The sequence below is a fragment of the Sphingomonas sp. AC435 genome, assembly GCF_979253005.1.
The window spans coordinates 389,489-414,560 of record NZ_CEEDCJ010000004.1 but is presented as its reverse complement, the minus strand read 5'-3'; the positions used below and the strand labels follow the sequence as shown (position 1 = coordinate 414,560).

Annotated in this window: 20 protein-coding genes; 13 read left to right on the top strand and 7 right to left on the bottom strand. The window is 68.0% G+C overall.

What is annotated here, in order from left to right:
- Positions 1 to 467: 467 nt before the first annotated feature.
- Genes AC0CH8_RS10980 through AC0CH8_RS10965 form a run of 4 tightly spaced genes read left to right on the top strand, consistent with a single transcriptional unit; the run spans position 468 to position 3,469 of the window.
- Positions 468 to 1,718 (top strand): lipoprotein-releasing ABC transporter permease subunit, encoded by a 1,251-nt coding sequence (locus tag AC0CH8_RS10980; protein WP_465239906.1) that lies wholly within the window; start codon positions 468 to 470, stop codon positions 1,716 to 1,718.
- Positions 1,711 to 2,385: an ABC transporter ATP-binding protein gene (locus tag AC0CH8_RS10975; RefSeq protein WP_204193376.1), complete on the top strand. Its 675-nt coding sequence runs from the start codon at positions 1,711 to 1,713 to the stop codon at positions 2,383 to 2,385. Before AC0CH8_RS10980 ends, AC0CH8_RS10975 begins: the two co-directional genes overlap by 8 nt.
- Entirely contained in the window at positions 2,382 to 2,999 is a 618-nt protein-coding gene (locus AC0CH8_RS10970) for a GNAT family N-acetyltransferase (protein ID WP_465239905.1), read from the top strand. The genes AC0CH8_RS10975 and AC0CH8_RS10970 overlap by 4 nt, the downstream gene beginning before the upstream one ends.
- Entirely contained in the window at positions 2,996 to 3,469 is a 474-nt protein-coding gene (locus tag AC0CH8_RS10965) for a glutathione peroxidase (protein ID WP_465239904.1), read from the top strand. Before AC0CH8_RS10970 ends, AC0CH8_RS10965 begins: the two co-directional genes overlap by 4 nt.
- 65 nt (positions 3,470 to 3,534) lie before the next feature.
- On the opposite strand, the gene AC0CH8_RS10960 is transcribed toward AC0CH8_RS10965, so the two are convergent.
- Complete coding sequence (locus AC0CH8_RS10960; RefSeq protein WP_465239903.1) at positions 3,535 to 4,107, bottom strand: HdeD family acid-resistance protein; 573 nt, start codon at positions 4,105 to 4,107, stop codon at positions 3,535 to 3,537.
- A gap of 94 nt (positions 4,108 to 4,201) precedes the next feature.
- Between AC0CH8_RS10960 and dnaE the strand changes: the two genes are divergently transcribed.
- Together dnaE and AC0CH8_RS10950 are read left to right on the top strand one after the other, a co-directional pair.
- Positions 4,202 to 7,807 carry a DNA polymerase III subunit alpha gene (gene dnaE, locus AC0CH8_RS10955; protein WP_465239983.1) on the top strand — a complete coding sequence of 1,202 codons (3,606 nt, stop codon included), beginning with the start codon at positions 4,202 to 4,204 and terminating at the stop codon, positions 7,805 to 7,807.
- Between the two features lie 58 nt (positions 7,808 to 7,865).
- On the top strand, positions 7,866 to 9,446 hold the full coding sequence (locus AC0CH8_RS10950) for a long-chain fatty acid--CoA ligase (RefSeq protein ID WP_465239982.1): 1,581 nt from the start codon (positions 7,866 to 7,868) through the stop codon (positions 9,444 to 9,446).
- A 414-nt stretch (positions 9,447 to 9,860) separates the two neighbouring features.
- On the opposite strand, the gene AC0CH8_RS10945 is transcribed toward AC0CH8_RS10950, so the two are convergent.
- The 5 genes from AC0CH8_RS10945 to AC0CH8_RS10925 form a co-directional block, all read right to left on the bottom strand.
- Positions 9,861 to 9,983 carry a hypothetical protein gene (locus AC0CH8_RS10945; protein WP_465239902.1) on the bottom strand — a complete coding sequence of 41 codons (123 nt, stop codon included), beginning with the start codon at positions 9,981 to 9,983 and terminating at the stop codon, positions 9,861 to 9,863.
- A 48-nt stretch (positions 9,984 to 10,031) separates the two neighbouring features.
- On the bottom strand, positions 10,032 to 11,102 hold the full coding sequence (locus AC0CH8_RS10940) for a PA0069 family radical SAM protein (RefSeq protein WP_465239901.1): 1,071 nt from the start codon (positions 11,100 to 11,102) through the stop codon (positions 10,032 to 10,034).
- A gap of 75 nt (positions 11,103 to 11,177) precedes the next feature.
- Positions 11,178 to 11,705, bottom strand: coding sequence for a molybdenum cofactor biosynthesis protein B (gene moaB / locus AC0CH8_RS10935; protein ID WP_465239900.1), 528 nt, complete (start codon positions 11,703 to 11,705; stop codon positions 11,178 to 11,180).
- Positions 11,705 to 13,852 (bottom strand): lytic transglycosylase domain-containing protein, encoded by a 2,148-nt coding sequence (locus AC0CH8_RS10930; RefSeq protein WP_465239899.1) that lies wholly within the window; start codon positions 13,850 to 13,852, stop codon positions 11,705 to 11,707. Before AC0CH8_RS10930 ends, moaB begins: the two co-directional genes overlap by 1 nt.
- An 8-nt stretch (positions 13,853 to 13,860) precedes the next feature.
- A complete protein-coding gene (locus AC0CH8_RS10925; RefSeq protein ID WP_465239898.1) occupies positions 13,861 to 14,592 on the bottom strand; it encodes a uracil-DNA glycosylase in 732 nt (243 codons plus the stop codon).
- A 120-nt stretch (positions 14,593 to 14,712) separates the two neighbouring features.
- On the opposite strand from AC0CH8_RS10925, the gene AC0CH8_RS10920 reads away from it, so the two are divergent.
- From AC0CH8_RS10920 to AC0CH8_RS10895, 6 genes are all read left to right on the top strand, one after another.
- Complete coding sequence (locus AC0CH8_RS10920; protein ID WP_465239897.1) at positions 14,713 to 16,368, top strand: electron transfer flavoprotein-ubiquinone oxidoreductase; 1,656 nt, start codon at positions 14,713 to 14,715, stop codon at positions 16,366 to 16,368.
- Positions 16,343 to 17,908, top strand: a complete 1,566-nt coding sequence (locus AC0CH8_RS10915) for a tetratricopeptide repeat protein (RefSeq protein WP_465239896.1) — start codon at positions 16,343 to 16,345, stop codon at positions 17,906 to 17,908. The genes AC0CH8_RS10920 and AC0CH8_RS10915 overlap by 26 nt, the downstream gene beginning before the upstream one ends.
- A gap of 297 nt (positions 17,909 to 18,205) precedes the next feature.
- The gene (locus AC0CH8_RS10910) at positions 18,206 to 19,045 is read left to right on the top strand and encodes a 4-(cytidine 5'-diphospho)-2-C-methyl-D-erythritol kinase (RefSeq protein ID WP_465239981.1); all 840 of its coding nucleotides are present in this window, start codon (positions 18,206 to 18,208) and stop codon (positions 19,043 to 19,045) included.
- 188 nt (positions 19,046 to 19,233) lie between these two features.
- Entirely contained in the window at positions 19,234 to 20,307 is a 1,074-nt protein-coding gene (gene recA / locus AC0CH8_RS10905) for a recombinase RecA (protein ID WP_211534340.1), read from the top strand.
- 382 nt (positions 20,308 to 20,689) lie between these two features.
- Positions 20,690 to 21,517 (top strand): class I SAM-dependent methyltransferase, encoded by an 828-nt coding sequence (locus AC0CH8_RS10900; RefSeq protein WP_465239895.1) that lies wholly within the window; start codon positions 20,690 to 20,692, stop codon positions 21,515 to 21,517.
- A complete protein-coding gene (locus tag AC0CH8_RS10895) occupies positions 21,514 to 22,140 on the top strand; it encodes a glutathione S-transferase family protein (protein WP_465239894.1) in 627 nt (208 codons plus the stop codon). The genes AC0CH8_RS10900 and AC0CH8_RS10895 overlap by 4 nt, the downstream gene beginning before the upstream one ends.
- A 4-nt stretch (positions 22,141 to 22,144) precedes the next feature.
- Here the strand turns inward: AC0CH8_RS10895 and AC0CH8_RS10890 are convergent, their stop codons facing one another.
- A complete protein-coding gene (locus AC0CH8_RS10890; RefSeq protein ID WP_465239893.1) occupies positions 22,145 to 23,479 on the bottom strand; it encodes a dicarboxylate/amino acid:cation symporter in 1,335 nt (444 codons plus the stop codon).
- A gap of 74 nt (positions 23,480 to 23,553) precedes the next feature.
- Between AC0CH8_RS10890 and AC0CH8_RS10885 the strand changes: the two genes are divergently transcribed.
- Positions 23,554 to 24,804, top strand: a complete 1,251-nt coding sequence (locus AC0CH8_RS10885) for a M24 family metallopeptidase (protein ID WP_465239892.1) — start codon at positions 23,554 to 23,556, stop codon at positions 24,802 to 24,804.
- Positions 24,805 to 25,072 lie beyond the last annotated feature (268 nt).

Below are 25,072 nucleotides of genomic sequence, written 5' to 3'. Positions count from 1 at the left end.
GAATCCCGGGGCGAGCCGGCATGACGAAACAGGTGAACTGAATCCCCCACGCGTCCGTAACCCACCGTTCAGCTTCGCCCGAATACACATGGATCATACCGACGGGGTGCCGCAGTCTGGAAGCTCCCGCATCCTGGTCGGTGTCGCGCCGGTACGGGTATCGCCGGTGGGGCGGGAAGATGGGGGAGAACGGCAAACGCCCGGATCGTTGCCGACCCGGGCGCCTGCGTGACGATCGCTCGTCAGCCCCCATTTTCCCGCTCTCGCCCAGCCTGTTGGCGGCGTAAGAGCATTCCCCGAACCACGGCCGTTGCCTGTGTCTCAGCGAGGTCAGTGCTAGGTGGCCTCCCTTACTTTGTCACCTGCCTTGCGACTCCCGCGACACGATTGATCGCTACGTGTGGATTCGACGCAACAGACCCGTTCAGGTTGCTTGGCGGCGGCGGCGTGCTACAGCCTCCGGCGACATGATCCTATCCAGCTACGAACGGATGATCGCCCGCCGCTATCTGCTGCCGGGACGAGGCGAGCGGTTCATCGTGCTCGTCGCCGGTTTCAGCCTCGGCGCGGTGATGCTCGGCGTCGCCGCCCTCGTCATCGTCATGAGCGTGATGAACGGCTTTCGCGCCGAACTCTTCGACAAGATCGTCGGGCTGAACGGCCACGCGGTGGTGCAGGGCTACGGCAACCGCCTCGCCGACTGGCGTCAGATCGCCGCACAGGCGAAAGCGACACCCGGCGTCGTCTCCGCCATTCCGCTGATCGAGCAGCCGCTGTTCGCCAGTTCGAACGGACGAGCCGAATTCATTCTGTTCCGCGGGATGCGTGTGCAGGACATCCGCAGCAATGCGGGTTTCCGGCGCGGCCTCGTCGCGGGATCGTTCGCGGCGCTGACACCCGGATCGGGGAACGTCGCCATCGGCTCGCGACTGGCGGAATCGCTGGGTGCGACGGTCGGCTCGGACATCTCGATCATCTCGCCGCAGGGTCAGACCACCCCCTTTGGGACCGTGCCGCGCAGCGTCAGCTACCGTGTCGCCGCGATCTTCGAGATCGGCGTCTATGACTACGACAAGGCGTATGTCGTGATGCCGATCGAGGACGCCCAGACCTTTCTGATGCTCGGTGACACCGTTGGAATGGTCGAGCTCACTACGACCAATGCAGACAAGGTCGGCGAAATCCTCGCACCGTTGAAGGACAAGTTGCGCGGCGGTGCCGTCATCGCCGACTGGCGCACGCTCAACGCGCAGTTGTTCGAGGCGCTGGCGGTCGAGCGCGTCGCAATGTTCGTCGTGCTGTGCATCATCATCCTCGTCGCCGCGTTCAACATCGCTTCCTCGCTCATCATGCTGGTGCGATCCAAGACGCGCGATATCGCCATCCTGCGCACGATGGGCGCGACGCGGGGCGCGATGCTGCGCATCTTCATCACGGTGGGCACCACGATCGGTGTGCTGGGGACGCTGGCGGGGCTGATCCTAGGCGCGATCTTCCTGTTCTTCCGTCAGGGCGTCATCAACTTCGTGCAGTTGGTGACCGGCCAGAACCTGTGGGACCCATCGATCCGCTACCTGACCGATTTGCCGTCGAAATCCGATCCGGTGGAGATCACGTTGATCGTCGTCATGGCGCTGATTCTGACCTTCCTCGCCACGCTCTATCCGTCGTTCAAGGCGGCGAACACAGACCCGGTCGAGGTGCTGCGCTATGAATGATGCGGTCCTCCAGACCTCCGGTCTCGCGCGCAGCTTCACGCAGGGTGGGGAGACGATCCACGTCCTGCGCGGCGTCGACCTCGCGGTGCAGCCCGGCGAGATCGTCGCGCTGCTCGGCGCGTCCGGTTCGGGCAAGTCCACCCTGCTACAGGCAGTCGGCCTGTTGGAAGGCGGGTTCGAAGGTTCGATCCGCATCGCGGGCGAGGAAGCCGCGACGCTCGATGCCGCCGGCCGCACCGTCGTGCGCCGCGACCGGCTCGGCTTCGTCTACCAGTTCCACCATTTGCTGCCGGATTTCGACGCGACCGAGAATGTCGTCCTGCCGCAACTGATCCACGGCGCCACCCGCGATGCCGCGCTGACACGAGCCCGCGACCTGCTCACCGTGCTCGGCCTCGGCCACCGGCTGACACACCGCCCGAGCCAGCTATCCGGCGGCGAGCAGCAGCGCGTGGCCGTCGCCCGCGCGCTCGCCAATCGGCCGGCGCTGGTGCTGGCGGACGAGCCGACCGGCAACCTCGACGAACATACCGCCGACATCGTGCTTGCCGAATTCCTGCGGCTGGTCCGCGGCGAGGGGTCGGCGGCGCTGGTCGCAACCCACAACGAGCGGCTGGCGCTGAAGATGGACCGGGTCGTCCGCCTCAACGAAGGCCGGCTGCGGTGAGCCTCTGGCGGCAGGTGCCGACGCTCGCCGGCCGCCATGTCACGCTTCGTCCGCTGGTCCGAGAGGATGAGGGTGCGCTCGTCGCCGCCGCGTCCGCGGGCGGATTGTGGGACATCTTCTACGCCAACGTGTCGATGATGAAGACCCCGGACCGCTGGTTCGCCGCCGCACTCACGGAACAGGATTACGGCCGCGCGCTGGTGTTCGCGGTGGAAGACGCCGGCGGCACCGTCGTCGGCTCGACGCGCCTGATGCGGCTCGCGGAAAAGCACCGGCGGCTGGAAATCGGCGGCACCTTCTACGCGAAGTCTTCGCAGCGCACCGGCATCAACACCGAGGCGAAGCTCATGCTGCTGACCCACGCGTTCGAAGCGATGGACTGCCAGTGCGTGCAGATCCGGACCGACCAGCTCAATACCCGCAGCCAGGTCGCGATCGAGCGGCTCGGCGCGCACCGCGACGGCGTGCTGCGCGGGCATCAGGTCATGGCGGACGGGCGGCTGCGCGACACGGTCGTCTATTCGATCCTCGACCGCGAATGGCCGGGCGTGAAGGCCAATTTGCGTTACCTGCTCGCGCGCCACGATGCCCGTCCTGATGGAGTCACCCCATGATCCACGACCATGTCGTTCACGCCGCGGACGGCGCATCGGTGCCGCTGTCGGACTATGCGGGCAAGGTGCTGCTGATCGTCAACACCGCCTCGAAATGCGGGTTCACGCCGCAGTACGAGGGACTGGAAGAGCTGCACCGCGCCTATGCCGACCGTGGACTGGCGGTGCTGGCCTTCCCCTGCAACCAGTTCGGCGCGCAGGAGCCGGGCGACGCAGCGGAGATCGCGAACTTCTGTTCGCTGACCTATGCGGTCGACTTCCCAGTCATGGCCAAGATCGACGTCAACGGCGCCCACGCCGATCCGCTGTTCGAGGATCTGAAGGCCGCCGCGCCCGGCCTGCTCGGATCGAAGGCGATCAAGTGGAACTTCACCAAGTTCCTCGTCTCACGCGACGGCACCCGTGTCACCCGCTACGCGCCCACGACCAAGCCGGAAGAGCTGACGAAAGACATCGAAGCGCTCCTTTGATCCTCCCAACAGAGAGAGGTGCCGCGCACGCAGGCGTTACGGAGGGCAGACTCAGGCGACACCGCCTATACCGCGAAGGCCGGCTCGCCCTTGCGATGCGCCAGCGCCGCGCCGATCGACGTCGCCCCGCCCAGCAGGAAGCTGATCCCCAGCACATACCCTGGCAGCGTCAGCGCCGACCAGGGCAGCGTCGCCAGCACGATCGCCGCCAGCACCAGGTTCACGATCCCCAGCACGATCATCATTGCCTTGCCCCGCCGCATCCGGACGCCGAACACCAGCTCCATCACCCCGCGCACGCCGAGCCATACGGCCACCAGCATCGTCAGGGACAGCGCGCCCGTCGCGGGCTCGAACGCCATGACGCCACCCACGAACAGCGACAGCGTGCCGAACACAATCGCGTAGGCGCGCCCGTCATGCCCTTTCCCGAAGACCCCCGCGGCGATGGAGGTCGCACCCGCTGCCATGAAGAAGATGCCGATCACCAACGTCGCCGCCAGCGTCGCGGCAAACGGCGCGGCGAAGGCGAGAATGCCGAGCACGACCGACAGTATGCCATAGGCCAGTATCCAGCCCCAGCCGGCGCCGATCCCCTGGGTACGCAGGCTTTCCATGCCACGCGGTGTGTCGGTCATGAACGAGGCTCCCATCGATCAGCGCGACGAACGGCCCGTCGCAGGCCGGGTTCCGGCGCTGGTCGAATCGGTCGCCAGCGCCTACCTCGCGTCCATGCATTCCGGGTTCGTGCCGCTCCGCGTCTTTTCATCATACACCATGCTCGACGGCGCGATCGAGCCGAAGGCGATCGCCGCGCAGGCGAAAGCGCTGGGCTTCCCCGCCGCCGCGCTGACCGACCGCAACGGGCTGTATGCGGCGATGGCATTTTCGGATGCTGCCAAGAAGGGCGGGGTGCAGCCGATCATCGGCACGATGCTGGGCATCGCCCGCCCCGACATGCCGGAGGGGGTAGCCGCCCCGATCGACTGGATCGCGCTCTATGCGCAGGACACGACCGGCTACGACAATCTTTGCGCGCTGGTGTCGGCGGCGCATCTGGACCGCCCGATCGAGCTTGCCGCGCACGTGTCGTTCGAGATGCTGTCGCGCCACACGGACGGCCTGATCGCGCTGACCGCGGGCGGGGAGGGGGCAGTCGCGCGCCTGTTCGCGGAAGATCAGCCGGACCGCGCCCGCGCCTATATGGACCGGCTGCAATCGCTGTTCAGCGATCGGCTTTACATCGAACTCTGCCGCCGTAGCGATCCCGTCGAGATGGCGGCGGAGCCGGCGCTGATCGACCTCGCCTATGAGCGCGACCTGCCGCTGGTCGCGACCAACCCCTGCTGTTTCGCCGAAAGCGCGTTCGGGGACGCGCATGACGCCATGCTGTGCATCGCCAATTCGACCTACGTCGAAACCGAGGACCGGCCGAAAAGCTGCCCCGATGCGTGGCTGAAACCGGCGGACACGATGAAGGCGCTGTTCGACGACCTGCCGGAGGCGATCGCCAACACGCTGATCGTGGCGCAGCGCTGCGCGGTGATGGCACCGTATCGCAAGCCCATCCTGCCGACGCTGGCGGGCGATCTGTCGGGCGAGGCGCAGATGCTGCGCGACGACGCCGCCGCCGGGCTGGAGGCGCGGCTCGACCGCATTGCCGAACTCCGTGCGCTGAAAGGCGAGCCCGAGGGCGAGCCGGGTTGGCGCGACGTGTACCGCGACCGGCTCGCGTTCGAGGTCGACGTCATTGTCCAGATGGGCTTTCCCGGCTATTTCCTGATCGTCGCGGACTTCATCAAATGGGCGAAGGACCACGACATTCCGGTCGGTCCGGGCCGTGGTTCGGGCGCGGGCTCCGTCGTGGCCTGGGCGCTGACGATCACCGATCTCGATCCGCTGCAACTGGGCCTGCTGTTCGAACGCTTCCTGAACCCGGAACGCGTGTCGATGCCCGATTTCGACATCGATTTCTGCGAAACCCGGCGCGGCGAGGTCATCCGCTACGTGCAGGAGAAATACGGCCGCGATCAGGTCGCGCAGATCATCACCTTCGGTAAGCTGAAGGCGCGCGCCGTGCTCAAGGACACCGGTCGTGTGCTTCAGATGAGCTACGGTCAGGTCGATCGCCTCGCCAAGCTGGTGCCGAACCACCCGACCGACCCGTGGGACCTGAAGCGCGCACTGAACGGGGTGCCGGAACTCGCAAAGGAATATTCGAACGACAATCAGGTCCGGCGGCTGTGGGACCTCGCGACCAAGCTGGAAGGTTTGCCGCGCCACTCCTCGACCCACGCCGCCGGCGTCGTGATCGGCGACCGGCCGCTGGCGAAGCTGGTGCCGCTTTACCGCGATCCGCGGTCCGACATGCCCGTCACGCAGTTCGACATGAAATATGTCGAGGGCGCAGGGCTGGTGAAGTTCGACTTTCTCGGCCTCAAGACGCTGTCCGTCCTGCAAAAGGCGGTGCAGCTTCTGAACAAGCGCGGCGTGTCGATCCAACTAGACGCGCTCGAATGGGACGATCCGCTCGTCTACCAATTGCTCCAGCGCGGCGACACGGTCGGCGTGTTCCAGCTGGAATCGGAGGGCATGCGCCGCACGCTGTCCGCCGTCCGGCCGACTAATTTCGGCGACATCATCGCGCTCGTCTCGCTCTACCGGCCCGGCCCGATGGACAACATCCCCAGCTTCGGCCGCCGCAAGCAGGGGACGGAGCCGATCGTCTACCCGCACAAGCTGCTCGAAGGCATATTGTCCGAAACCTACGGTATCTTCGTCTATCAGGAACAGGTGATGCAGGCCGCGCAGGTGCTGGCCGGTTACTCGCTCGGCGGCGCCGACCTGTTGCGCCGCGCGATGGGCAAAAAGGTGAAGGCGGAGATGGACGCCCAGCGTTCGACCTTCGTCGAGGGCTGCGAAAAGGCCAACAATATCCCCAAGGCCAAGGCCAACGAGTTGTTCGACCTGATCGACAAGTTCGCGGGCTATGGCTTCAACAAGTCGCACGCCGCCGCCTATGCGCTGCTCGCCTATCAGACCGCATGGCTGAAGGCGCACCACCCGCACGAATTCTACGCCGCGTCGATGTGCTACGACATGGCGCTGACGGACAAGCTCGGCATCTTCGTCGAGGATGCCCGCCGCGCCGGCGTGACGATGCTGCCCCCCTGCATCAACGGCAGCCAACCTGATTTCGACGTGGAGATTCTTCCTTGTAGCCCCTCCCCCTCAGGGGAGGGGTTGGGTTGGGGTCTCTCCACCAGCGACACGGCCAGCGGCACCGCCCCACCCCCAACCCCTCCCCTGAAGGGGAGGGGCGAAGAGTTGGCCGTCCGCTACGCCCTCGGTGCGCTGAAATCCGTCGGCGAAGGCGCGATGGAACGCCTCGTCGTGGAACGCGCCAATGGCCCCTTCGCCAGCCTCGACGACCTCGCGACCCGTGTCGACCCGCGCCTTTTGAACAAGCGTCAGCTCGAAACGCTGGCCGCGGCGGGCGCATTCGACGGCATCGACGACAACCGCGCCGGCGTCCACGCGGTCGCGGAAACGCTGCTCGCCGTCGCCGCGCGCACGCACGAACAGAAGACCAGCGGGCAGGGTGGCCTGTTCGGCGACACGTCGCACGCTGGCGACGCGATCAAGCTGCCGACCTCGGTGCGCTGGTCGCTGTCGGAGCGCATGGAGCAGGAGAAGGAGGCGTTCGGCTTCTACTTCTCCGCGCATCCGGTCGACCGCCACTCGCACCTCGCGCACATGCACGGTGCGCGCAGCTTCGCATCGCTCGGCGAGTTGACGATCCCCGACGACGGCACCCGCGCCGGGGCGACGATGGCGGTGCTGGTGGAGGACGCGCGCTGGCGCACCTCCGCGCGCGGCAAGCGCTACATGATGGCGCAGCTGTCCGATTCGAGCGGCCAGTTCGTCGCCACCTGTTTCGACGATCTCGTCGCCAAGGACCTTGAGGAGGCCGCGCGGATGGGCGGTTGTGCGCTCATCACCGTCGAGCTCGACCGTCGTCCCGGCGAGGAAACGCCGCGCGTCTCGGTCAAGCGAATCCAGCCCTTCGAAACGCTCGCCGCCGCAGCACGCTTCGTCATTGAGGTCGAAGTCACTGATGCGGCAGCATTTCCTGCGCTCGCTGCGTTGCTGTCCGATCACCGCGGCGCGCGCGGCGAAGTCTTCGCGACGCTGACCACGGATCGCGGCCCGGCCCGGCTGCTGCTCGGCCGCGACTTCCTGCTCGATGCGGAGCTTGCGGGACATATCGAGGCGTTGCACGGTGTCGCCGCCGCCCGGCTCAAGACCTCCGAGACGAGGCTGAAGCTGGTCGGCTGACCCGGCCGCGCATTCCTGCCGGTCGGCGGATCGGGAGAGTGACCGCGTGCTGGGATCGATGCAGGATATGGAGTTGCGCGTGTCGCGCATCATCGATCACGCCGCGCGCGAACATGCCAGTCGCTCGATCGTCACGCGCTGGGCGGATGGGAGCGAGAGTCGCACGACCTGGGCCGGTATCGCTGACGACGCCAAGCGGTTGGCGCAGGCGCTCGAACGCCTCGGCTTGCAACCCGGCGACCGCATCGCGACGCTGGCGATGAACCACGCCAACCACCTCGTCGCATGGTACGGCGCGATGGGCATGGGCGGCGTGATCCACACGATCAACCCGCGGCTGTTCGACGATCAGCTCGTCTATATCGGCAACCATGCCGGCGACCGCGTCCTGCTCTACGATCGCATGTTCCAGCCGATCGTCGACCGGCTGAAAAGCCGCTGGACCAGCATCGAACACTATGTGGTGATGGACGGGGAGGGGCCGGGTACGCTCGCCGAGCTCCTCGCCGCGGAGGACGGCGATTACGCGTGGGTCGAGGGTCCGGAGCGCGATCCGTGTATGCTCGCCTATACCAGCGGCACGACCGGCGATCCCAAGGGCGTGCTCTACACCCACCGCTCCTCCGTCATCCACGCGCTGACCGTCATCACGCCCGCCGTCTTCAACCTGTCGTCGCGCGCAATCGTGCAGCCGGTGGTGCCGATGTTCCACGCCGCGGGCTGGGGCCTGCCGCTGGCCGTACCGATCGCGGGCGCCAGCTATGTCTTCTCCGCGATCAACGATCCCGCCGTGCTGTGCGACCTGATGACCCGCTACAAGGTCACGCATTCGGCGGGCGTCCCCACCGTGTGGCTCGGCGTGTTCGGCCATATCGATGCCGGCAACCCGCCCCCCGCGCACCTGAAGTTCGCCAGTGTCGGCGGCTCGGCCGCCCCGCGCGCGATGATCGAGCGGCTGATGGGGATGGGCATGGAGGTCGCGCATCTGTGGGGCATGACCGAGACGTCGCCCGTCGGCACCGCCGGCCAGCGCCCGCCGGATTGGGACGAGATGTCGCGCGATGCCCAGCTCGACCTCGTCTCGAAGCAGGGGCAGATTCCGTTCGGCATCGAGTTGCGCGTCGTCGACGACGCTGGCAAGGTCCTGCCCCGCGACGGCACCTCGTCCGGCCAGCTTCAGGTCCGCGGCCCTTGGGTCATCCAGCGCTATTACGGCGCGACGGAGGATGCCGTCGATGCGGACGGCTGGTTCGACACCGGCGACGTCTCTGTTCTGCACCCCGACGGGACGATGCAGATCACCGACCGGTCGAAGGACGTGATCAAATCCGGTGGCGAATGGATCAGCTCCGTCGATCTGGAAAATGCCGCGATCGGCTGCCCCGGCGTCGCCGAGGCCGCTGCCATTGCCATCCCGCATCCGAAATGGGACGAGCGCCCGCTTCTCGTCGTCGTCCGTAAGCCGGGCAGCGACGTTGCGGCCGCGGATATCCAGCAGCATCTGGCCGGGCAGGTCGCGAAATGGTGGCTGCCGGACGAGATCGTCTTCGTCGACGAACTCCCGCACACTGCCACGGGCAAGCTGCTGAAGACTGCTCTGCGCGAACGCTTCCGCGGCCACGTGCTGACAGGGGCTTGACGGGGCAACTCCACCAAAGCCGTCAGCCGAAGACTGGCCCGTCCTCGGCCACCTCAGCGAAAGCTGGGGTCTCAAGCGTTTGTCGCGATCTGATGCCCGACGAGACCCCGGCGTTCGCTGGGGTGACGAAGGGGTGGACTGGGACGACGCAGGGTGGAGCGGGATAACGCAGGCTGGCTCGGCATGACGCACGCTGGACCGGGAGGAGGCAGGCTGAACCGGGGTGACGCAGGGTTGAACCGTTCGTGCTGAGCCTGTCGAAGCCCAGATGAGGCTCATGCACTTCGGCAGGTTCAGCTCGAACGGCATGGATGGAAGGCTATCACGTCATGATGCTCCCGAGCGGGGGCTATAGACGCGATGCAACCAGCGGCAGCAGGGTGTTGCAAACCGCCGCCCTGCCAACCGAACCGCTCAATCCTCCTTCGTCGTCTCTCCGCCCTGCTCGCCAGCATTGTTCCCGTACCCCGCGCCGGATTCCTCCTGCTCGACGGGCTGGTCCGGCGTCTCGGTCTTCGCGCGATCCTGATCGGTCATATCGGCATCCTTTCTGCCGCTCCAACGCGCGACCGGGGCCGGAGTGCCTCAGAACAACTCCCCTTGCGGCCCGGCCGGCGCGCGGAACAGGTCGGTGCGCAGCGCGATGCGATCCTTGTTCAGCCCGTGTTTGCGGCACGCGATGCGAAATCGCGTGCCCAGCAACTCCGCCCAGGGTCCGGCGCCCTTCATGCGCGTGAAGAACTTCGGATCATTGTCGCGCCCGCCGCGCAGCGACTGGATTACGCTCATCACCTTGCCCGCACGATCGGGGAAATGCTCGTCGAGCCACGCGCGGAACAGCGGCGCCACCTCGTGCGGCAGCCGCACCGGCAGGAAGAAGGCGTAGCGCGCACCGGCTTCCGCGGCGCGTTCGATCAGATGCTCGATCTCATGATCGGTGATCGCGGGGATGACGGGCGAGATCGAGACGTATGTCGGCACCCCCGCCGCCGACAGCGTCGCTACCGCTTTCAGCCGCCGTTCGGGATGTGGCGCACGCGGCTCCACCGTGCCCGCCACCTTGGGATCGAGCGAGGTCACCGACATGCACACGGCCGCCAGGCCCTTCGCCGCCATCGGCGCGAGGATGTCCAGATCGCGCACGACGCGGTCGGATTTCGTCGTGATCGTCACCGGATGGTCCGTCTCCGCCAGCACCTCCAGGATCGACCGCGTCACCCGCCACTCGCGCTCGATCGGCTGGTACGGATCGGTATTGGTACCCAGCGCCATGGGCCGGACGACATAGCCCGGCTTCTGCAATTCCGCGCGCAACAGCATCGCCGCGTCCGGCTTCACGAACAGCCGGCTCTCGAAATCCAGCCCCGGCGACAGGTCGTGAAACGCGTGGCTTGGCCGCGCGAAGCAATAGATGCAGCCATGTTCGCACCCGCGATACGGGTTGATCGAGCGGTCGAACGGCACGTCGGGGGAGGCGTTGCGGCTGATGATCGTCCGCGGTCGCTCGACCGTTACGGTCGTCTTCAGCGGCGTCAGCGCGCCGTCGATGCCCTCGCGCTCGTCGAGCCAATCTCCGTCCGCCTCCACCTGCGGCAGGTTGAAGCGCCGGCTCTCCGCATTGTAAGTCGCACCGCGCACGGGCCGGGTGTTCGCCATGCCTCGATCGTACGATGCCCAAAAGAACGTATCAAGAACATTGTTACCGATTGGCGAGTACCGACCTCCGGTGACCTACCGCTCCAGCAAGCGCGGCATCAGCTCGACGAAGTTGCAGGGCCGGTGCCGGCCATCCAACTGCTCGCGCAGGATGCCGTCCCATCCGTCTTTCACCGCCCCGGTCGATCCCGGCAGCGCGAAGACGTACGTGCCGCCGGATACGCAGGCGCAGGCGCGTGACTGCACCGTGGACGTGCCGATCTTGGCATAGCTCAACCAGCGGAACAGTTCGCCGAAGCCGGGGATCATCTTCTCCGCCACCTGCTCCACCGCCTCCGGTGTCACATCGCGCCCGGTGACGCCGGTGCCGCCGGTGGTGATGACGACATCGATGTTCGGGTCGGCGATCCACGCCCGCAACCGCGCAACGATCGTATCCACGTCATCCCGCTCGATCGCACGGTCGGCCAGCACATGACCCGCCGTCGTCAGCCGCTCGACCAGCGTGTCGCCCGAACGATCCTCCGCCAGCCCGCGCGTGTCGGACACCGTCAGCACCGCGATCCGCACCGGCAGGAAAGTGCGGCTTTCGTCGATCGGCATCAGTCGCCCTGTACGCTGGAACCGATCGTCGCCGTGACCGATTTCACGATGTTCGGCTGCATCGCCATCGCCGCCGCCGCGCGCCGCAGCAGGTCGCCGTCGGTCATCGCGCTCGCCGCCGCCGCGACGGTGCCGGGGATCGCCTTCACGACCGACACGATGTTCTCGGCAAAGCTGTTCGTGGGAGCGGACGGCACCGGCGCCGGCTGCATCGCCAGCGTCGCGGTCCGGATCGGCGACACCGCGTTCGGCAACGTTACGGGCGCCCGTACCGGCGCGATCACTTGCGCCACCGCGACGGGGGCAGGGGCCGTCGACACCGGCGACCGCACGATCCGCGGACGCGCCGCCTGCACCACCGCACGCACCGGAGCGGTTGCGGCATACGCCACCCCGCTATTGCCGCGCGTCGGCATCCGCACCGCCAGCGCGCCGCTCATCCCCGGAAAGCGCGGCCACATCCCTTGCGCCAGCGCGGCGCGGCTGGTCGACGCCGACTTGCCGCTCTGCGTCTCGTACATCCAGTAATTGCGCAGCACCGTCGTGACGTACCCGCGCGTCTCCCAATAGGGGATGCTCTCGATATACATCAGCGGGTCGCCGCCATCGTGAACCAGCGTGTTCCACTCGCCGACCGGCTTCGGTCCGGCGTTGTACGCGGCGATCACCTTCGGCAGCAGCCCGCCGGTCAAACCCATGTCGCGCAGCCGCTCCAGATGCCGCTGACCGATGTCCATGTTCACCGAAGGCTTGCCGAGCGCGACCTTGTCGATCGTCGTCCCCCGCTCGCGCGCGAAATCGGTCGCGGCGGCGGGCATGATCTGCATCAGGCCGTATGCGCCCGCCTGGCTCGTCACCTTCGGCCGGAAGCGCGATTCCTCCAACGTGTGGGCGTAGACCAGCGCCTTGTCGACGCGCCAGCCGCTGTCCGGCTGCCAGTTCGGCGTCGGATAGCGCGCGTCCGCGGTCGGCGTCACGCCCTGCGGACAATTATGCGCCAGCCAGATCGTCGTCGCCGGCAAATCGAGCGTCTCGGCCAGCTTGACGAGGCTGCCGAACTCCGCCGGATTGCCGATCTTCGCCTGCTGACGGATCACGTCGTCCGCCAGATCGGCCTCGCCGACCTCGATCAGCGCCGCCGCGACGCGCACGTTCGGGCGCTTGTCGAGCAGCGTCCAGTCGGCGTCGCGCATCCCGCCCTTCGCGCCGATGCCGCCACGCATCCCCAGCGCCTGTCGCGCGAGTTGCCCGTAGAAGCTTTCGCCGAACTGCGCCGCCGCCTTCAGCCGGCCCTCGATACGGTCCGGCCGCGCACACACCATGTCCGCGCGCGACGCCCAGTACAGCCCGGCCGCGCGCAGATCGACATCGCCGGCGCGCGCCGCCACGCCCTCGAACCCCGTCTCCGCCGCCGCGCAGTCGCCCTGTCGCCACGCCGCCAGCGCCGTCATCCAGCGACCCTGCACCGCCCAGTCGCCGCTGCCCGCCGCCGCCAGCGCGCCGAGTTCGCGCACCTTCGCGTCCTCGCCGCGCAGGAAATACATCCACGCGACCTTGGCCTGCCACTCGGTCGTCGCCTCCGGGCTCAGGCCGACGGTCTGCGTCAACAGCGCCTCCGCCGCGACACCGTCGTCGGCTTTGACGTAAGGCTGCATCCTCTGCGCGAGATCGGCCGCGACCATGTCGCTCTTCGTCGCCTTCGCGCGGACCCGTCGGGGTGCGCCGTCCTGCCAGATCAGCCGCTGCGCCGCCGGCAGCGGCGGCAGGTCCGTTGCGCCCCGCGACGATGCCAGCCGCCGCAGCGCCTCGGCCTGCGGAAGTTCGGGCGCTTCGTTCAGCAGCGTGACCAGCGGCTCGATCTCGACGCGCGGCGATCCCTTGGCGGTGTAGAGTTCGGCGCGCGCGATCGCATGCAGCGGCCCCGGCTTCATCGCGTCCAGCCCGAGCTGCGCATCCTGCCAGCGTTGCGCGCGGATCGCGGCGAACACCTGCGCGTACGCCGCCCGCTGCGCGTCATCCAGCTGCGTCGGGATGCGCGCCGCCTGCACCGAGCGAGCCTCGCCGGACGGGTCGCCGCTCGATCCCGCCGCCATTGCGGGGAGGGGTAGGGTGGCCAACGCCACCGTCATCGCCGCTCTCAAACGCATGTTGCAGCTCATTGATCTGCCCCCATCAGCAATTGCAGGTCGCGCCAGCTTTCGGCCTTCATCGCCGGACGCTCGATCAGCATCCGCGGATGGGCGGAGGCTACGACCTTGGTATGTCCGCTTTTATGGTTAAACGCCTGCAAAGAACCGCGCGCATCGATTCGCTCCATCGCCAGCACGGCACGGCTCGTCGCATCGCCGAGCAGCAGCAGCCGTTCCGGCGCAACCAGTTCGATGTGATGGCGCGCGATCTCGCCCAGCTTCGCCTCGATATCGCGCGGCATCCGGCCCGCGGCGGGCCGACGCGCGCAGACGGCGGCGATGTGCACGGTGTCGCGCGACAGGCCGATCGCGGCGAGCATCCGGTCGAACAACTTGCCGGGCTCGCCCGCCAGCAGCGCGCCGGCATTGCCGTCGTCGCGGTCGGGGCAATCGATCAGCACCATGACCTTCGCATCGGCAGGACCCGTAGCGGCAAGGGACACGCCGCTCCACGCCGCCTCGGGCGCGCTCGCCCCAGTCCGCCAGCCGAGAAAAGCCTCCAGCGTCGCGGGCAGCGAGTCCGCCGCCGGTGCCGCCTCCACCACGGGAGCCGGGGCAGGGGCCGCCAGCCAGTCGCGCGGCACGTCCTCGACCAGCACGTCGACCCCCGCATCGGCCCACCAGGCGATCGCATTCGCGATCATCGCGCGGTCGGCGGGTTCGGCCTGTGCCGTGTCGATATTCCGGTATGCCCCCATCGCCGGGCGTCATGCTCCACGGTTGACGTGGCGGTCAATGTAGCGGAACGGCTTATTGGACAGGATGGTGCGGCATCACGCCCGGCGGATCGCCGGCGGGGCCGCTGGAGAGAAGAGGCCATGAGCGAACGCGAGTCGATGCCCTACGACGTGGTGATCGTCGGTGCCGGCCCTGCCGGGCTGTCGGCAGCCATCCGTCTTAAACAGCTGGCGAACGACGCGGGTGCGGAACTGGCCGTCTGCGTCCTCGAAAAGGGGTCGGAGGTCGGTGCCCACATCCTGTCGGGCGCGGTGATCGATCCGCGCGCGATGGACGAGTTGATCCCCGACTGGCGCGACACCGACTGCCCGCTGGCGGAGACGCCGGTGACGGAGAACATCCATTGGGTGCTGACCGCGAAGGGCAAGTTCAACCTGCCGCATCTGTGGACCCCGCCGTTCCTGCACAACAAGGGCACCTACACCTGCTCGCTCGGCAATCTCTGCCGCTGGCTTGCGGGCCGCGCCGAGGAGCTGGGCGTAGAGATTTTCCCCGGCTTCGCCGCGGCGGAGATCCTGTTCGACGACGACGGCCGCGTGAAGGGAGTCGCGACCGGCGACATGGGCGTCGCCCGCGACGGCACGCACAAGGGCGACTACACGCCCGGCCTCGAGATCCACGCCAAATACACCTTCTTCGCGGAGGGCGTGCGCGGCCACCTGACCAAGGAGGTCATCCGCACCTTCGACCTCGCCGCGAACAGCGATCCGCAGGTCTACGGCCTCGGCGTCAAGGAGCTCTGGGACATCGCCCCGGAAAAGCACCACCCCGGCCGCGTCGTGCATACGCAAGGGTTCCCGCTCGGCGACGACGCGAACGGCGGCGGCTGGATCTATCATCAGGCCAACGGTCAGGTGTCGATCGGCTTCGTGACGTGGCTAAGCTACACCAATCCCTACATTTCTCCGTTTCAGGAGATGCAGAAGTGGAAGACGCACCCGGCGGTCGCGGAGCTGCTCGCGGGCGGCAAGCGCGTGTCCTACGGCGCGCGCGCGATCAACGACGGCGGGTTGCAGTCGATCCCGAAGCTGGTCTTCCCCGGCGGCGCGCTGATCGGCTGTTCGGCGGGCTTCCTCAACGTGCCCCGCATCAAGGGTACGCACGGCGCGCAGAAGTCGGCGATGATGGCGGCGGAGGCCGCCTTCGCCGCGATCCAGCAGGGCCGCGAGCATGACGAGCTGACCGCCTATCCGGAGGCGTTCGAGGCGTCGTGGCTGAAGAAGGAGCTGTCGGTCGTCCGCAACGTCGTGCCGCTCGTCAAGAAGTTCGGCGACTTTCTCGGCTCCGGCCTGTCGGGCATCACCATGTGGCTGGAGCATTTCGGCCTGAAGATGCCCTTCACGATGAAGCATCACCCGGATCATGAGAGCCTGTGGCGCAAGGACCTTGTGAAGCCGCCGGTCTATCCCAAGCCCGACGGCGTCCTGACCTTCGATCGCCTGTCGTCGGTGTTCCTGTCGAACACAAATCACGAGGAGGACCAGCCGGTCCACCTGACGCTGCGCGACCCGAACGTGCCCGTCGAATACGACCTGCCGATGTACGACGAACCGGCGCAGCGTTACTGCCCGGCTGGCGTGTACGAGATCGTCGGACAGGATAGCGGCGATCCGAAGTTCGTCATCAACGCGCAGAACTGCGTTCACTGCAAGACCTGCGACATCAAGGACCCGACCCAGAACATCAACTGGGTCGTCCCGGAAGGCGGCGGTGGCCCGAACTATCCCAATATGTAGCCTGATCGCGCTCGCGGCGCTCGCCGTGACTCCGGCCGCTGCGGACTCGGGGCGGACGGCGTATCTGACGGCGCGCGCTGCGGAAGCGGACGGTGACGGCCCCGCCGCGTCGACCGCCTACGCCGCCGCCGTCGCCGCCTCGCCACGTGATCCCGTCGTCGCGATCCGCGCGTTTCGCGCCGGCATCGCCAGCGGCGACGCGGCGCTGGTCCGCAGAACCGGTGCCGTCCTGCGCAACGCCGGCATCGCTCCCGCCGACGCCGCGCTGTTTCCGATCGCCGACGCCGCCCGCGCCGGCGACGCCGCCGCCCTGAAGCAGGCGACGCGGCCGCTCGCCACCGATCGTTTGCGCATCCTCGCCTCGATCATCGAGGCGTGGGCGGCGGGCGGCAACGCCGGCATCGCCATCCTCGACCGATCGACGATCGATCCGGTCGCGAAACCCTTGGTCGCCGAGCACCGCGCGCTGCTGCTGATCGCCGCCGGTCGCCTCGCGGAGGGCAGCGCCGCCGCCGGCCTCGCCGCCACCACCAACCGTGCGCCACGCGTCGCCGCCGCCGAACTGATCGTCGGGATGGGAGAACCGGCCCGTGCACAGGCGCTCCTCGGGTCGGGCCAGTCGCTCCCCGCCGGCCAGCGTGCATCTCCAGCGTTCGGTGTCTCGCGCCTGTTCCTGCGTCTCGCCGAAGAACTCGGCCGCGGCGAACAGGCCAGCACCCTGTCCCTTTCGCTCGCCCGCGCCGCGCTCGATGCCGATCCGCGATATGCCCGCGCGCGGCTGATCCTCGCCAACCAGCTGGCCCGCGCCGGCGACTCCGATGCGGCGCTGGCGAACCTCGCCGCGATCCCCGCCGACGATCCGTTGGCGAGCGACATGCTGGAGGCCCGGATCGCGCTGCTCGACGGCAGCGACCGCAAGCCCGAGGCGCTCGCCGTGGCCCGCACCCGCGCCGCCGCACCCGACGCGACCTTCGTCGACCGCGTCCGCCTCGCCGACCTGCTGGTCGAGGCGGATCGCCCCGCGGAGGCCGCGCCGATCTACGCCCGCGTGCTGGACGACCCGCGCATCGCCAAACGCTGGAACGCGTGGCTCCGTTACGCCACCGCGCTCGACGCTGCGGACCGCTGGAAGGACGCGCGCCGCGCCCTGCGCCGTGCGGTCGCCCTCGCGCCGGACCAGCCGCTCGTCCTCAACTTCCTCGGCTACGGCCTCGTCGATCGCGGCGAGGACGTGGCCGCCGCCACCAGGATGCTCGAAAAGGCGCATTCGCTCGAACCCGACGACGCCGCCATCACCGACTCGCTCGGCTGGGCCTATCTTCGCGCCGGCGACACCGCCCGCGCGCTGCCGCTGCTGGAACGCGCCGCCCGGGACAGCCCGGCCGATGCCGACATCGCCGACCATCTCGGCGACGCCTATTGGGCAACCGGCCGCCGCTACGAAGCGCGCTACGCCTGGCGCGCCGCCGCAATCGTCGCCGAACCGCGCACGCTCGGCCGGCTCACAGCCAAGATCGAGAACGGACCGGCGGCCCGTTAGCCGCTTGATTTCACTACCCGGGCCCCGCGCAGGCGGGGGCCCAAGGCTATCTTGCTGAACATAAATCTGTCCACTTCACTGTCCCACCCCGGCGGAGGCCGGGGTCCAGTTGCAGCAAAGGCTCTGAGCCTCACGAGCGGCGCGGAACTTTACCCCCGGGCCTTCGCCGGGGTGGGTCGGGTGTGGAGTGCGACAGGGTTGACGCAGAGCATGTGGTCTGGATCCTGACAAACACCAACTTCCAGCCTACCCAAGCCAGTCTTGCCCCCGAACCGCCCCTGCCGCATCACCCGCGCGATGATCGTCGAAACCGCCCCCGCCAAGATCAACCTCGCGCTCCACGTCCGCCGCCGCCGGCCGGACGGCTATCACGAACTCGAAACCCTCTTCGCCTTCGCCGCCGACGGCGACACGATCACCGTCGAGGAAGCGGCCGAGGACCGGTTCGACATCACCGGCCCCTTCGCCCAGGCGCTTCGGTCCCCCTCGGGGAATAGAAAGACGCCCCCCAACCTCGTGACCGACGCCCGCGACGCCTTCCGCCACCACCAGCCCACGCCCCCCGTCGCGATCACGCTCACGAAGAACCTCCCCGTCGCGTCCGGCATCGGCGGCGGTTCGGCGGACGCCGCCGCGACGTTGCGCGCGCTGGCCCGCTTGACCGGCATCGACCCGCACGCCCCCGCGCTGTTCGCGACCGCCGAACATCTCGGCGCAGACGTGCCCGCCTGCCTGCTCGGCCGCACCACGCTCGGCACCGGCAAAGGCGAGGCGCTGGTCCCGATCGAGGGCGCGCCCGGCACGCCGCTGCTGCTCGTCAACCCGAACGTCGCCGTCTCCACCGCCGCGGTCTTCGCCGGCTGGGACGGCATCGATCGCGGCGCGCTGGGGGAGGGGCCGTTGCTCGATCGCGCCCGCGCCGCCCGCAACGACCTGGAATCCCCAGCCCGGTCGCTCGCCCCCGTCATCGGGGAAGTCCGCAGACTGCTCGACGCCGCTCCCGGCGCAATCCTGTCGCGCATGTCCGGGTCCGGCGCCACCTGCTTCGCGCTGTTCGACACGCCCGAAGCCCGCGACACCGCCGCCACTGCGGCCGCTGCGAGAGGCTGGTGGTCGCTCGCCTCGTTCATGACCTGAAAAGCCACGCCGCGATAACGCGGAGAACGAGCCACGCGCAGTCCACAAACAAATTCCTTCCTGTCTTATCCGCGTCGCACAAACGAAACTTCTTCGAGTTCCTATCTTGTTCCACGAGAACAAACCATATACATGGAACCAGACGCGTTGCCCCCGCCACGCGCTTGCTCTAGCGATGGGAGCCCCTGATGGCCGCCAATCTGAAAGTGATCGATACCGGCATGGCAACCGCTAACGCAGACCGGCAGAAGGCGCTCGACGCCGCGCTGGCCCAGATCGACCGTGCCTTCGGCAAGGGCTCCGCGATGAGGCTCGGCTCGAAAGAGACGATGCAGGTCGAAACGATCTCCACCGGCTCGCTCGGCCTCGACATCGCCCTCGGCGTCGGCGGCCTGCCTCGCGGCCGCGTGATCGAGGTCTATGGCCCTGAATCCTCGGGCAAGACCACGCTTGCGCTGCATGTCATTGCCGAGGCGCAGCGCGGTGGTGGCACCGCCGCTTTCGTCGATGCGGAACACGCGCTCGACCCGGTTTACGCCAAGAAGCTGGGCGTCAACATCGACGAGCTGATCGTGTCGCAGCCGGATACCGGTGAGCAGGCGCTGGAGATCGTCGACACGCTCGTCCGCTCCAACGCGATCGACGTGCTCGTCGTCGACTCGGTCGCCGCACTCGTGCCGCGCGCGGAGATCGAGGGCGAAATGGGTGACAGCCATGTCGGCCTTCAGGCCCGCCTGATGTCGCAATCGCTGCGCAAGCTCACCGGCTCGATCAGCCGCTCGCGCTGCATGGTCATTTTCATCAACCAGCTGCGCATGAAGATCGGCGTGATGTACGGCAATCCGGAGACGACGACGGGCGGCAACGCCTTGAAGTTCTACGCCTCGGTCCGCCTCGACATCCGTCGCACCGGGCAGATCAAGGACAAGGAAGACATCGTCGGCAACGCCACGCGCGTGAAGGTGGTGAAGAACAAGGTCGCGCCGCCGTTCAAGCAGGTCGAATTCGACATCATGTACGGCGAGGGCATCTCCAAGATCGGCGAGATCCTCGATCTTGGCGTGAAGGCCGGCCTCGTCGAGAAGTCGGGTTCGTGGTTCAGCTACGACTCGATCCGTATCGGTCAGGGTCGCGAGAATGCCAAGACCTACCTCCGCGACAATCCGGAACTCGCCGCCCGCCTCGAAAAGGCGATCCGCCAGCGCACCGACAAGGTCGCCGAGGAGCTGATGGTCGGTCCCGGAGAGGACGACGACATTTGATCCTGCCACGCTCGTCGCGTGTCGATCGGGGGGCTGCCGGCAACGGCGGCCCCTTTTTTTTTGGAGCGAAGTGGAGGATCCCGCCGACGCCGCCACTTCCTCCACTTCGGTGCCACGCCCCGCACCCCGCCGTGCTCCGCGCAGGCGGGGGCCCAGTGCCGGAAAGAGCCGAACGTGCGCCCAGCCGCCGTTCAACCTTCTCCTCCACCGTCATACCGGGCTCGTCCCGGCATCCACGGTCCCGCAGGCGACATGTATCGAATCGCGGGGCGCGGTAGATGCCGGAACACGCCCGGCATAACGAACTATCCCCCTTCCACCGTCGCCGCGAGCAGCGGCGCGACGCGACGGTTCATCCCAGCCCCCGACAAAGGCCCGCCCGATGACCACGACCACCGACTGGCAAACCCGCGTCGGCGACATCTGGGCCGCCGAGCATCGCCGCACCGATCGCAGTCTCGCCGACCTCGCCCGCCACCTTGATGCCGCTGTCCTCGCTGCGGCCCCGGCAACGGGCACCGCCCTCGATATCGGTTGTGGGGCAGGGGCCACCAGCGCCACGATCGCCGCCGCCCGCCCGGAGCTCCGCATCACCGGCATCGACCTGTCCGAACCGCTGATCGCCATCGCCAAAGCTCGGGTCCGCACCGCCACCTTCCACGTCGCCGACGCCGCGACCGATCCGCTGCCGGGCGGGTTCGACCTCCTCTACTCCCGCCACGGCGTCATGTTCTTCGCCGACCCCGCCGCCGCCTTCACCCGCCTCCGACAAGCCGCAAACCCCGGCGCGCCACTCGTTTTCTCCTGCTTTCGCGACCGCTCCCGCAACGCTTTCGCCGCCGCGCTGGTCGAGCAGGTCACCGGCGAAGCCCTTTCCGATCCCGCCGGCTACGCACGCGGTCCGTTCGCCTTTGCGAACATGGAGTTCGTCTACGACTTGCTGACCCGGACGGGCTGGAGCGCAGTTACCGCCGCGTCGATCGACTTCGACTATGTCGCGGGCGAGGGCGAAGACCCCGTCGCCGACGCAACGTCCTTCCTCACGCGCATCGGCCCCCTCTCGCGCAGCATCGCCGACGCCGGCCCCGCCGACCGCGACCGCCTGCTCGCGCGTCTGTCCGACGCCCTCGCGCGTTACGTCCTCGACAACCGCGTCGTCCTGCCAGCATCGGCATGGATCTGGCGCGCACAGGCAGGGGAGCCATCATGACCATCATCGTCCACCACCTCGAAAATTCCCGATCGCAGCGCATCCTCTGGATGCTCGAGGAGCTTGGCCTCCCCTACGAGGTGAAGCGCTACGCCCGCGATCCCAAGACGATGCTCGCCCCGCCCGAACTCCGCCGCGTCCACCCGCTCGGCAAGTCGCCGGTGATCGAGGACGACGGAGTCGTGGTCGCGGAAACCGGCGCGATCGTTGAATATCTGGTCGAAAAGGCGGACGGCCGCCTCGGCCCGCCCGCACACCGCGATGCCGTGCTGCGCTATCGTTTCTGGCTGCATTATGCGGAGGGGTCGCTGATGCCGCCGCTGCTCGTGAAGCTGATCGTCGGCCGCATCCCGCTGGTCGGCGGCAAGATCGCCGGGCGCATCCAGCCGATGGTCGACCGCCATCTCGATTACGTCGAAAGCGAACTGTCGCAACGCCCGTGGTTCGCCGGCGACGTCATCTCCGCCGCCGACATCATGATGAGCTTTCCGCTGGAGGCCGCCCGCAACCGCGCCGGCCTCGACCCCAGCCGCCCGGCGACGATCGCGTGGCTCGACAGGATCCACGCCCGTCCGGCCTATCAGGCGGCACTGAAAGAGGGCGGCCCCTACCGCTACGCCTGAGCCGTCACGATCGCGGCGCGATGTCCTCGAACCGCTCCACCGCCACCGCCGGACCATGTCCCGCCGGGGCGGTGGCCGCGATAACATCCGGGTCCTCCCGCGGATCGAGGCCACCCTCCCACTTCGCCACCACCGACGCCGCGATGGCGTTGCCGATGACGTTCGTGGCGGACCGCCCCATGTCCAGAAAATGGTCCACCGCCAGGATCAGCAGCAATCCCGCCTCCGGGATCTTGAACAGCGACAGCGTCCCCGCGATCACCACCAGCGACGCGCGCGGCACGCCGGCAATGCCCTTCGACGTCACCATCAGCACCAGCAGCATCGTGATCTGCTCGCCGATCGACAGATGGATGCCGTACGCCTGCGCGATGAACAGCGACGCGAACGTCATGTACATCATCGATCCGTCGAGGTTGAACGAATAGCCGAGCGGCAGCACGAAGCTGGCGATCCGCGGCGGCACCCCGAACTTGTCCAGCGCCTCCAGCGTCCGCGGATACGCCGCCTCCGACGATGCGGTCGAGAAGGCGAGGATCAGCGGATCGCGGATATACCGCACCAAGAACCGCGTCCGCCGCCCGAGCAGGACGAACGCGATGCCGATCAGCATCAGCCACAGCAGCGCCAGCCCGAGATAGAACGACCCCATGAAATAGGCGAGGTCGCCGAGCACGCCCGGACCACGCTCGGCGAGCGTCGAGGCGACCGCCGCGAACACCGCGATCGGCGCGAACCGCATGACGTAATTGGTGATCTGCAACATCACCGCAACCAGCGCCTCGACTGCGCGCACCAGCGGCGCGGCCTTCTCGCCGACCGCCGTGATCGCGACGCCGACGAAGACGGAGAAGACGACGATCTGCAAAATCTCGTTCGTCGCCATCGCCTCGATCATCGACGCCGGCACGATATGGCTGACGAACGTCTTCAGATCGAACGCCGCCCGTCCGAGTCCCGCATCCGCCGTGGCCGGGGGCAACGGCAGCGCCAGCCCGACACCCGGTTGCAGCACATTGACCAGGATCAGCCCCAGCGTCAGCGACAACAGGCTGGCCGTCACAAACCACCCCAGACTCTTCAGCCCCACGCGCCCCAGCGCCGCCGTGTCGCCCATATGCGCGATGCCGACGACCAGCGTCGAGAACACCAAAGGCGCGATGATCATCTTGATGAGGCGCAGGAACAGCGTCGTCAGGATCGAGAAATATCCCGCGATCGTCGTCAGCCGTTCAGCCGACGCCGCGCTGCCGTCGTCGATCGCGACATGCAGCCCCCAACCGACGACCAGCCCCAGAACGAGCGCGCCCAAAATCCAGTAAGTGAGGCGCATGGCCATTCCGAACTCCCGATACGTGCAGGGAAGGGAAGGGGATTGCGGCGGCGCGGTCAAGGGGCCTACCCACCTCGATCATGTTCCTGACCCGCCGCCATCTGCTCGCCGCAGCCACCACGCTGCCCGTCCTGTCCGTCGCCGGCGTGCTGCGCGCCGCCGAGCCGGACCTGTCGCAGTTGCGCGATCTCACCATTGGCGCGGTGCCGGTCGGCGCCACCGAATATGCCGGCCGCCTGTCGCGTGCGCAGGCGCTGATGAAGGCGAACGGCCTCGGCGCGATCCTGATCGAATCGGGATCGTCGATGACCTATTTCGCCGGCGTCCGCTGGGGCCGCAGCGAACGGCTGACCGCGGTCGTCATCCCGGCGGAGGGCCGCCCCTGCATCGTCACGCCCTTCTTCGAGGAGCCGTCCGTCCGCCAGACGCTCGCCATCCCGGCGGACGTACGCGTGTGGCAGGAGGATCAGGACCCGCTGCGCACCGTCGCCGGCTTCCTGACCGATCGCCGTCTCGGCACGCGCCCGATCGGCATCGAGGAAACCGTACGCTTCTTCGCGGTCGAGGCGCTCGCCGCCGCACTCCCCCGCGCCCGCCTGACCAGCGCCAACCCGGTCGTGCGCGGCTGTCGCATGGTCAAGACCCCGGCGGAGATCGCACTGATGCAGGTCGCCACCGACGTGACGATCGCCGCCTATCGCTGGACGCATCCGCGCGTGGAGGCGGGCATGACCGGCGCGGAGATCGGCGCGCTGATGAACGCCGCGACGCGCAAGCTCGGTGGCAGTCCCGAATTCGCGCTCGCCCTGATCGGCCCCGCCGCCGCCCTGCCGCACGGCAGCCGGGAGGTCATCCGCGTTTCAGACGGACAGGTCGTGCTGATGGATTGCGGCTGCACCGTCCTGGGCTACCAGTCGGACGTGTCGCGCACCTGGGTCCACGGCACCGCCACGCCGGAACAGCGCAAGGTCTGGGACACCGTCGCGCGCGGCCAGCAGATCGCCTTCGCCGCTGCAAAAATCGGCGCTCCCGCCGGCAGCGTCGACGACGCTGTCCGCCGCTATTACGAAGGCGCCGGCTACGGCCCCGGCTACCGCCTGCCGGGCCTCTCGCATCGCACCGGCCACGGCATCGGCATGGACGGCCACGAACCGGTCAACTTCGTCCACGGCGAGGCGACGCCGCTGGCAGCCGGCATGTGCTTCTCCGACGAACCCGGCCTGTACCTGCCCGGCAAGTTCGGCATCCGGCTGGAGGACTGTTTCCACATGACCCCGACCGGCCCGAAGTGGTTCAGCGAACCACCCCGGTCGCTCGACGCGCCGGTGTGATGCGGCGCGGGTGATCGAGCCGGGGGGTGGCTCACCGTGAACCTGTCCTCTCCCACCCTCCGTTGGTCTCGAGTAGCCGTCGAGCCCGTCGAGACGGCGCATCGAGAGACAGGCCCCAAACCACCTCTCTCAATATGAGCTCACCACCACTACGCTCGATCCCTGAGCGAGACGAACAGGATGCGTCGGCCTCCCATCCTGTCCTACACACCCCCCTTCCCCTACAACGACGCCATGCCCGCCCTCGCGCCCCTACAGCAAACATCGC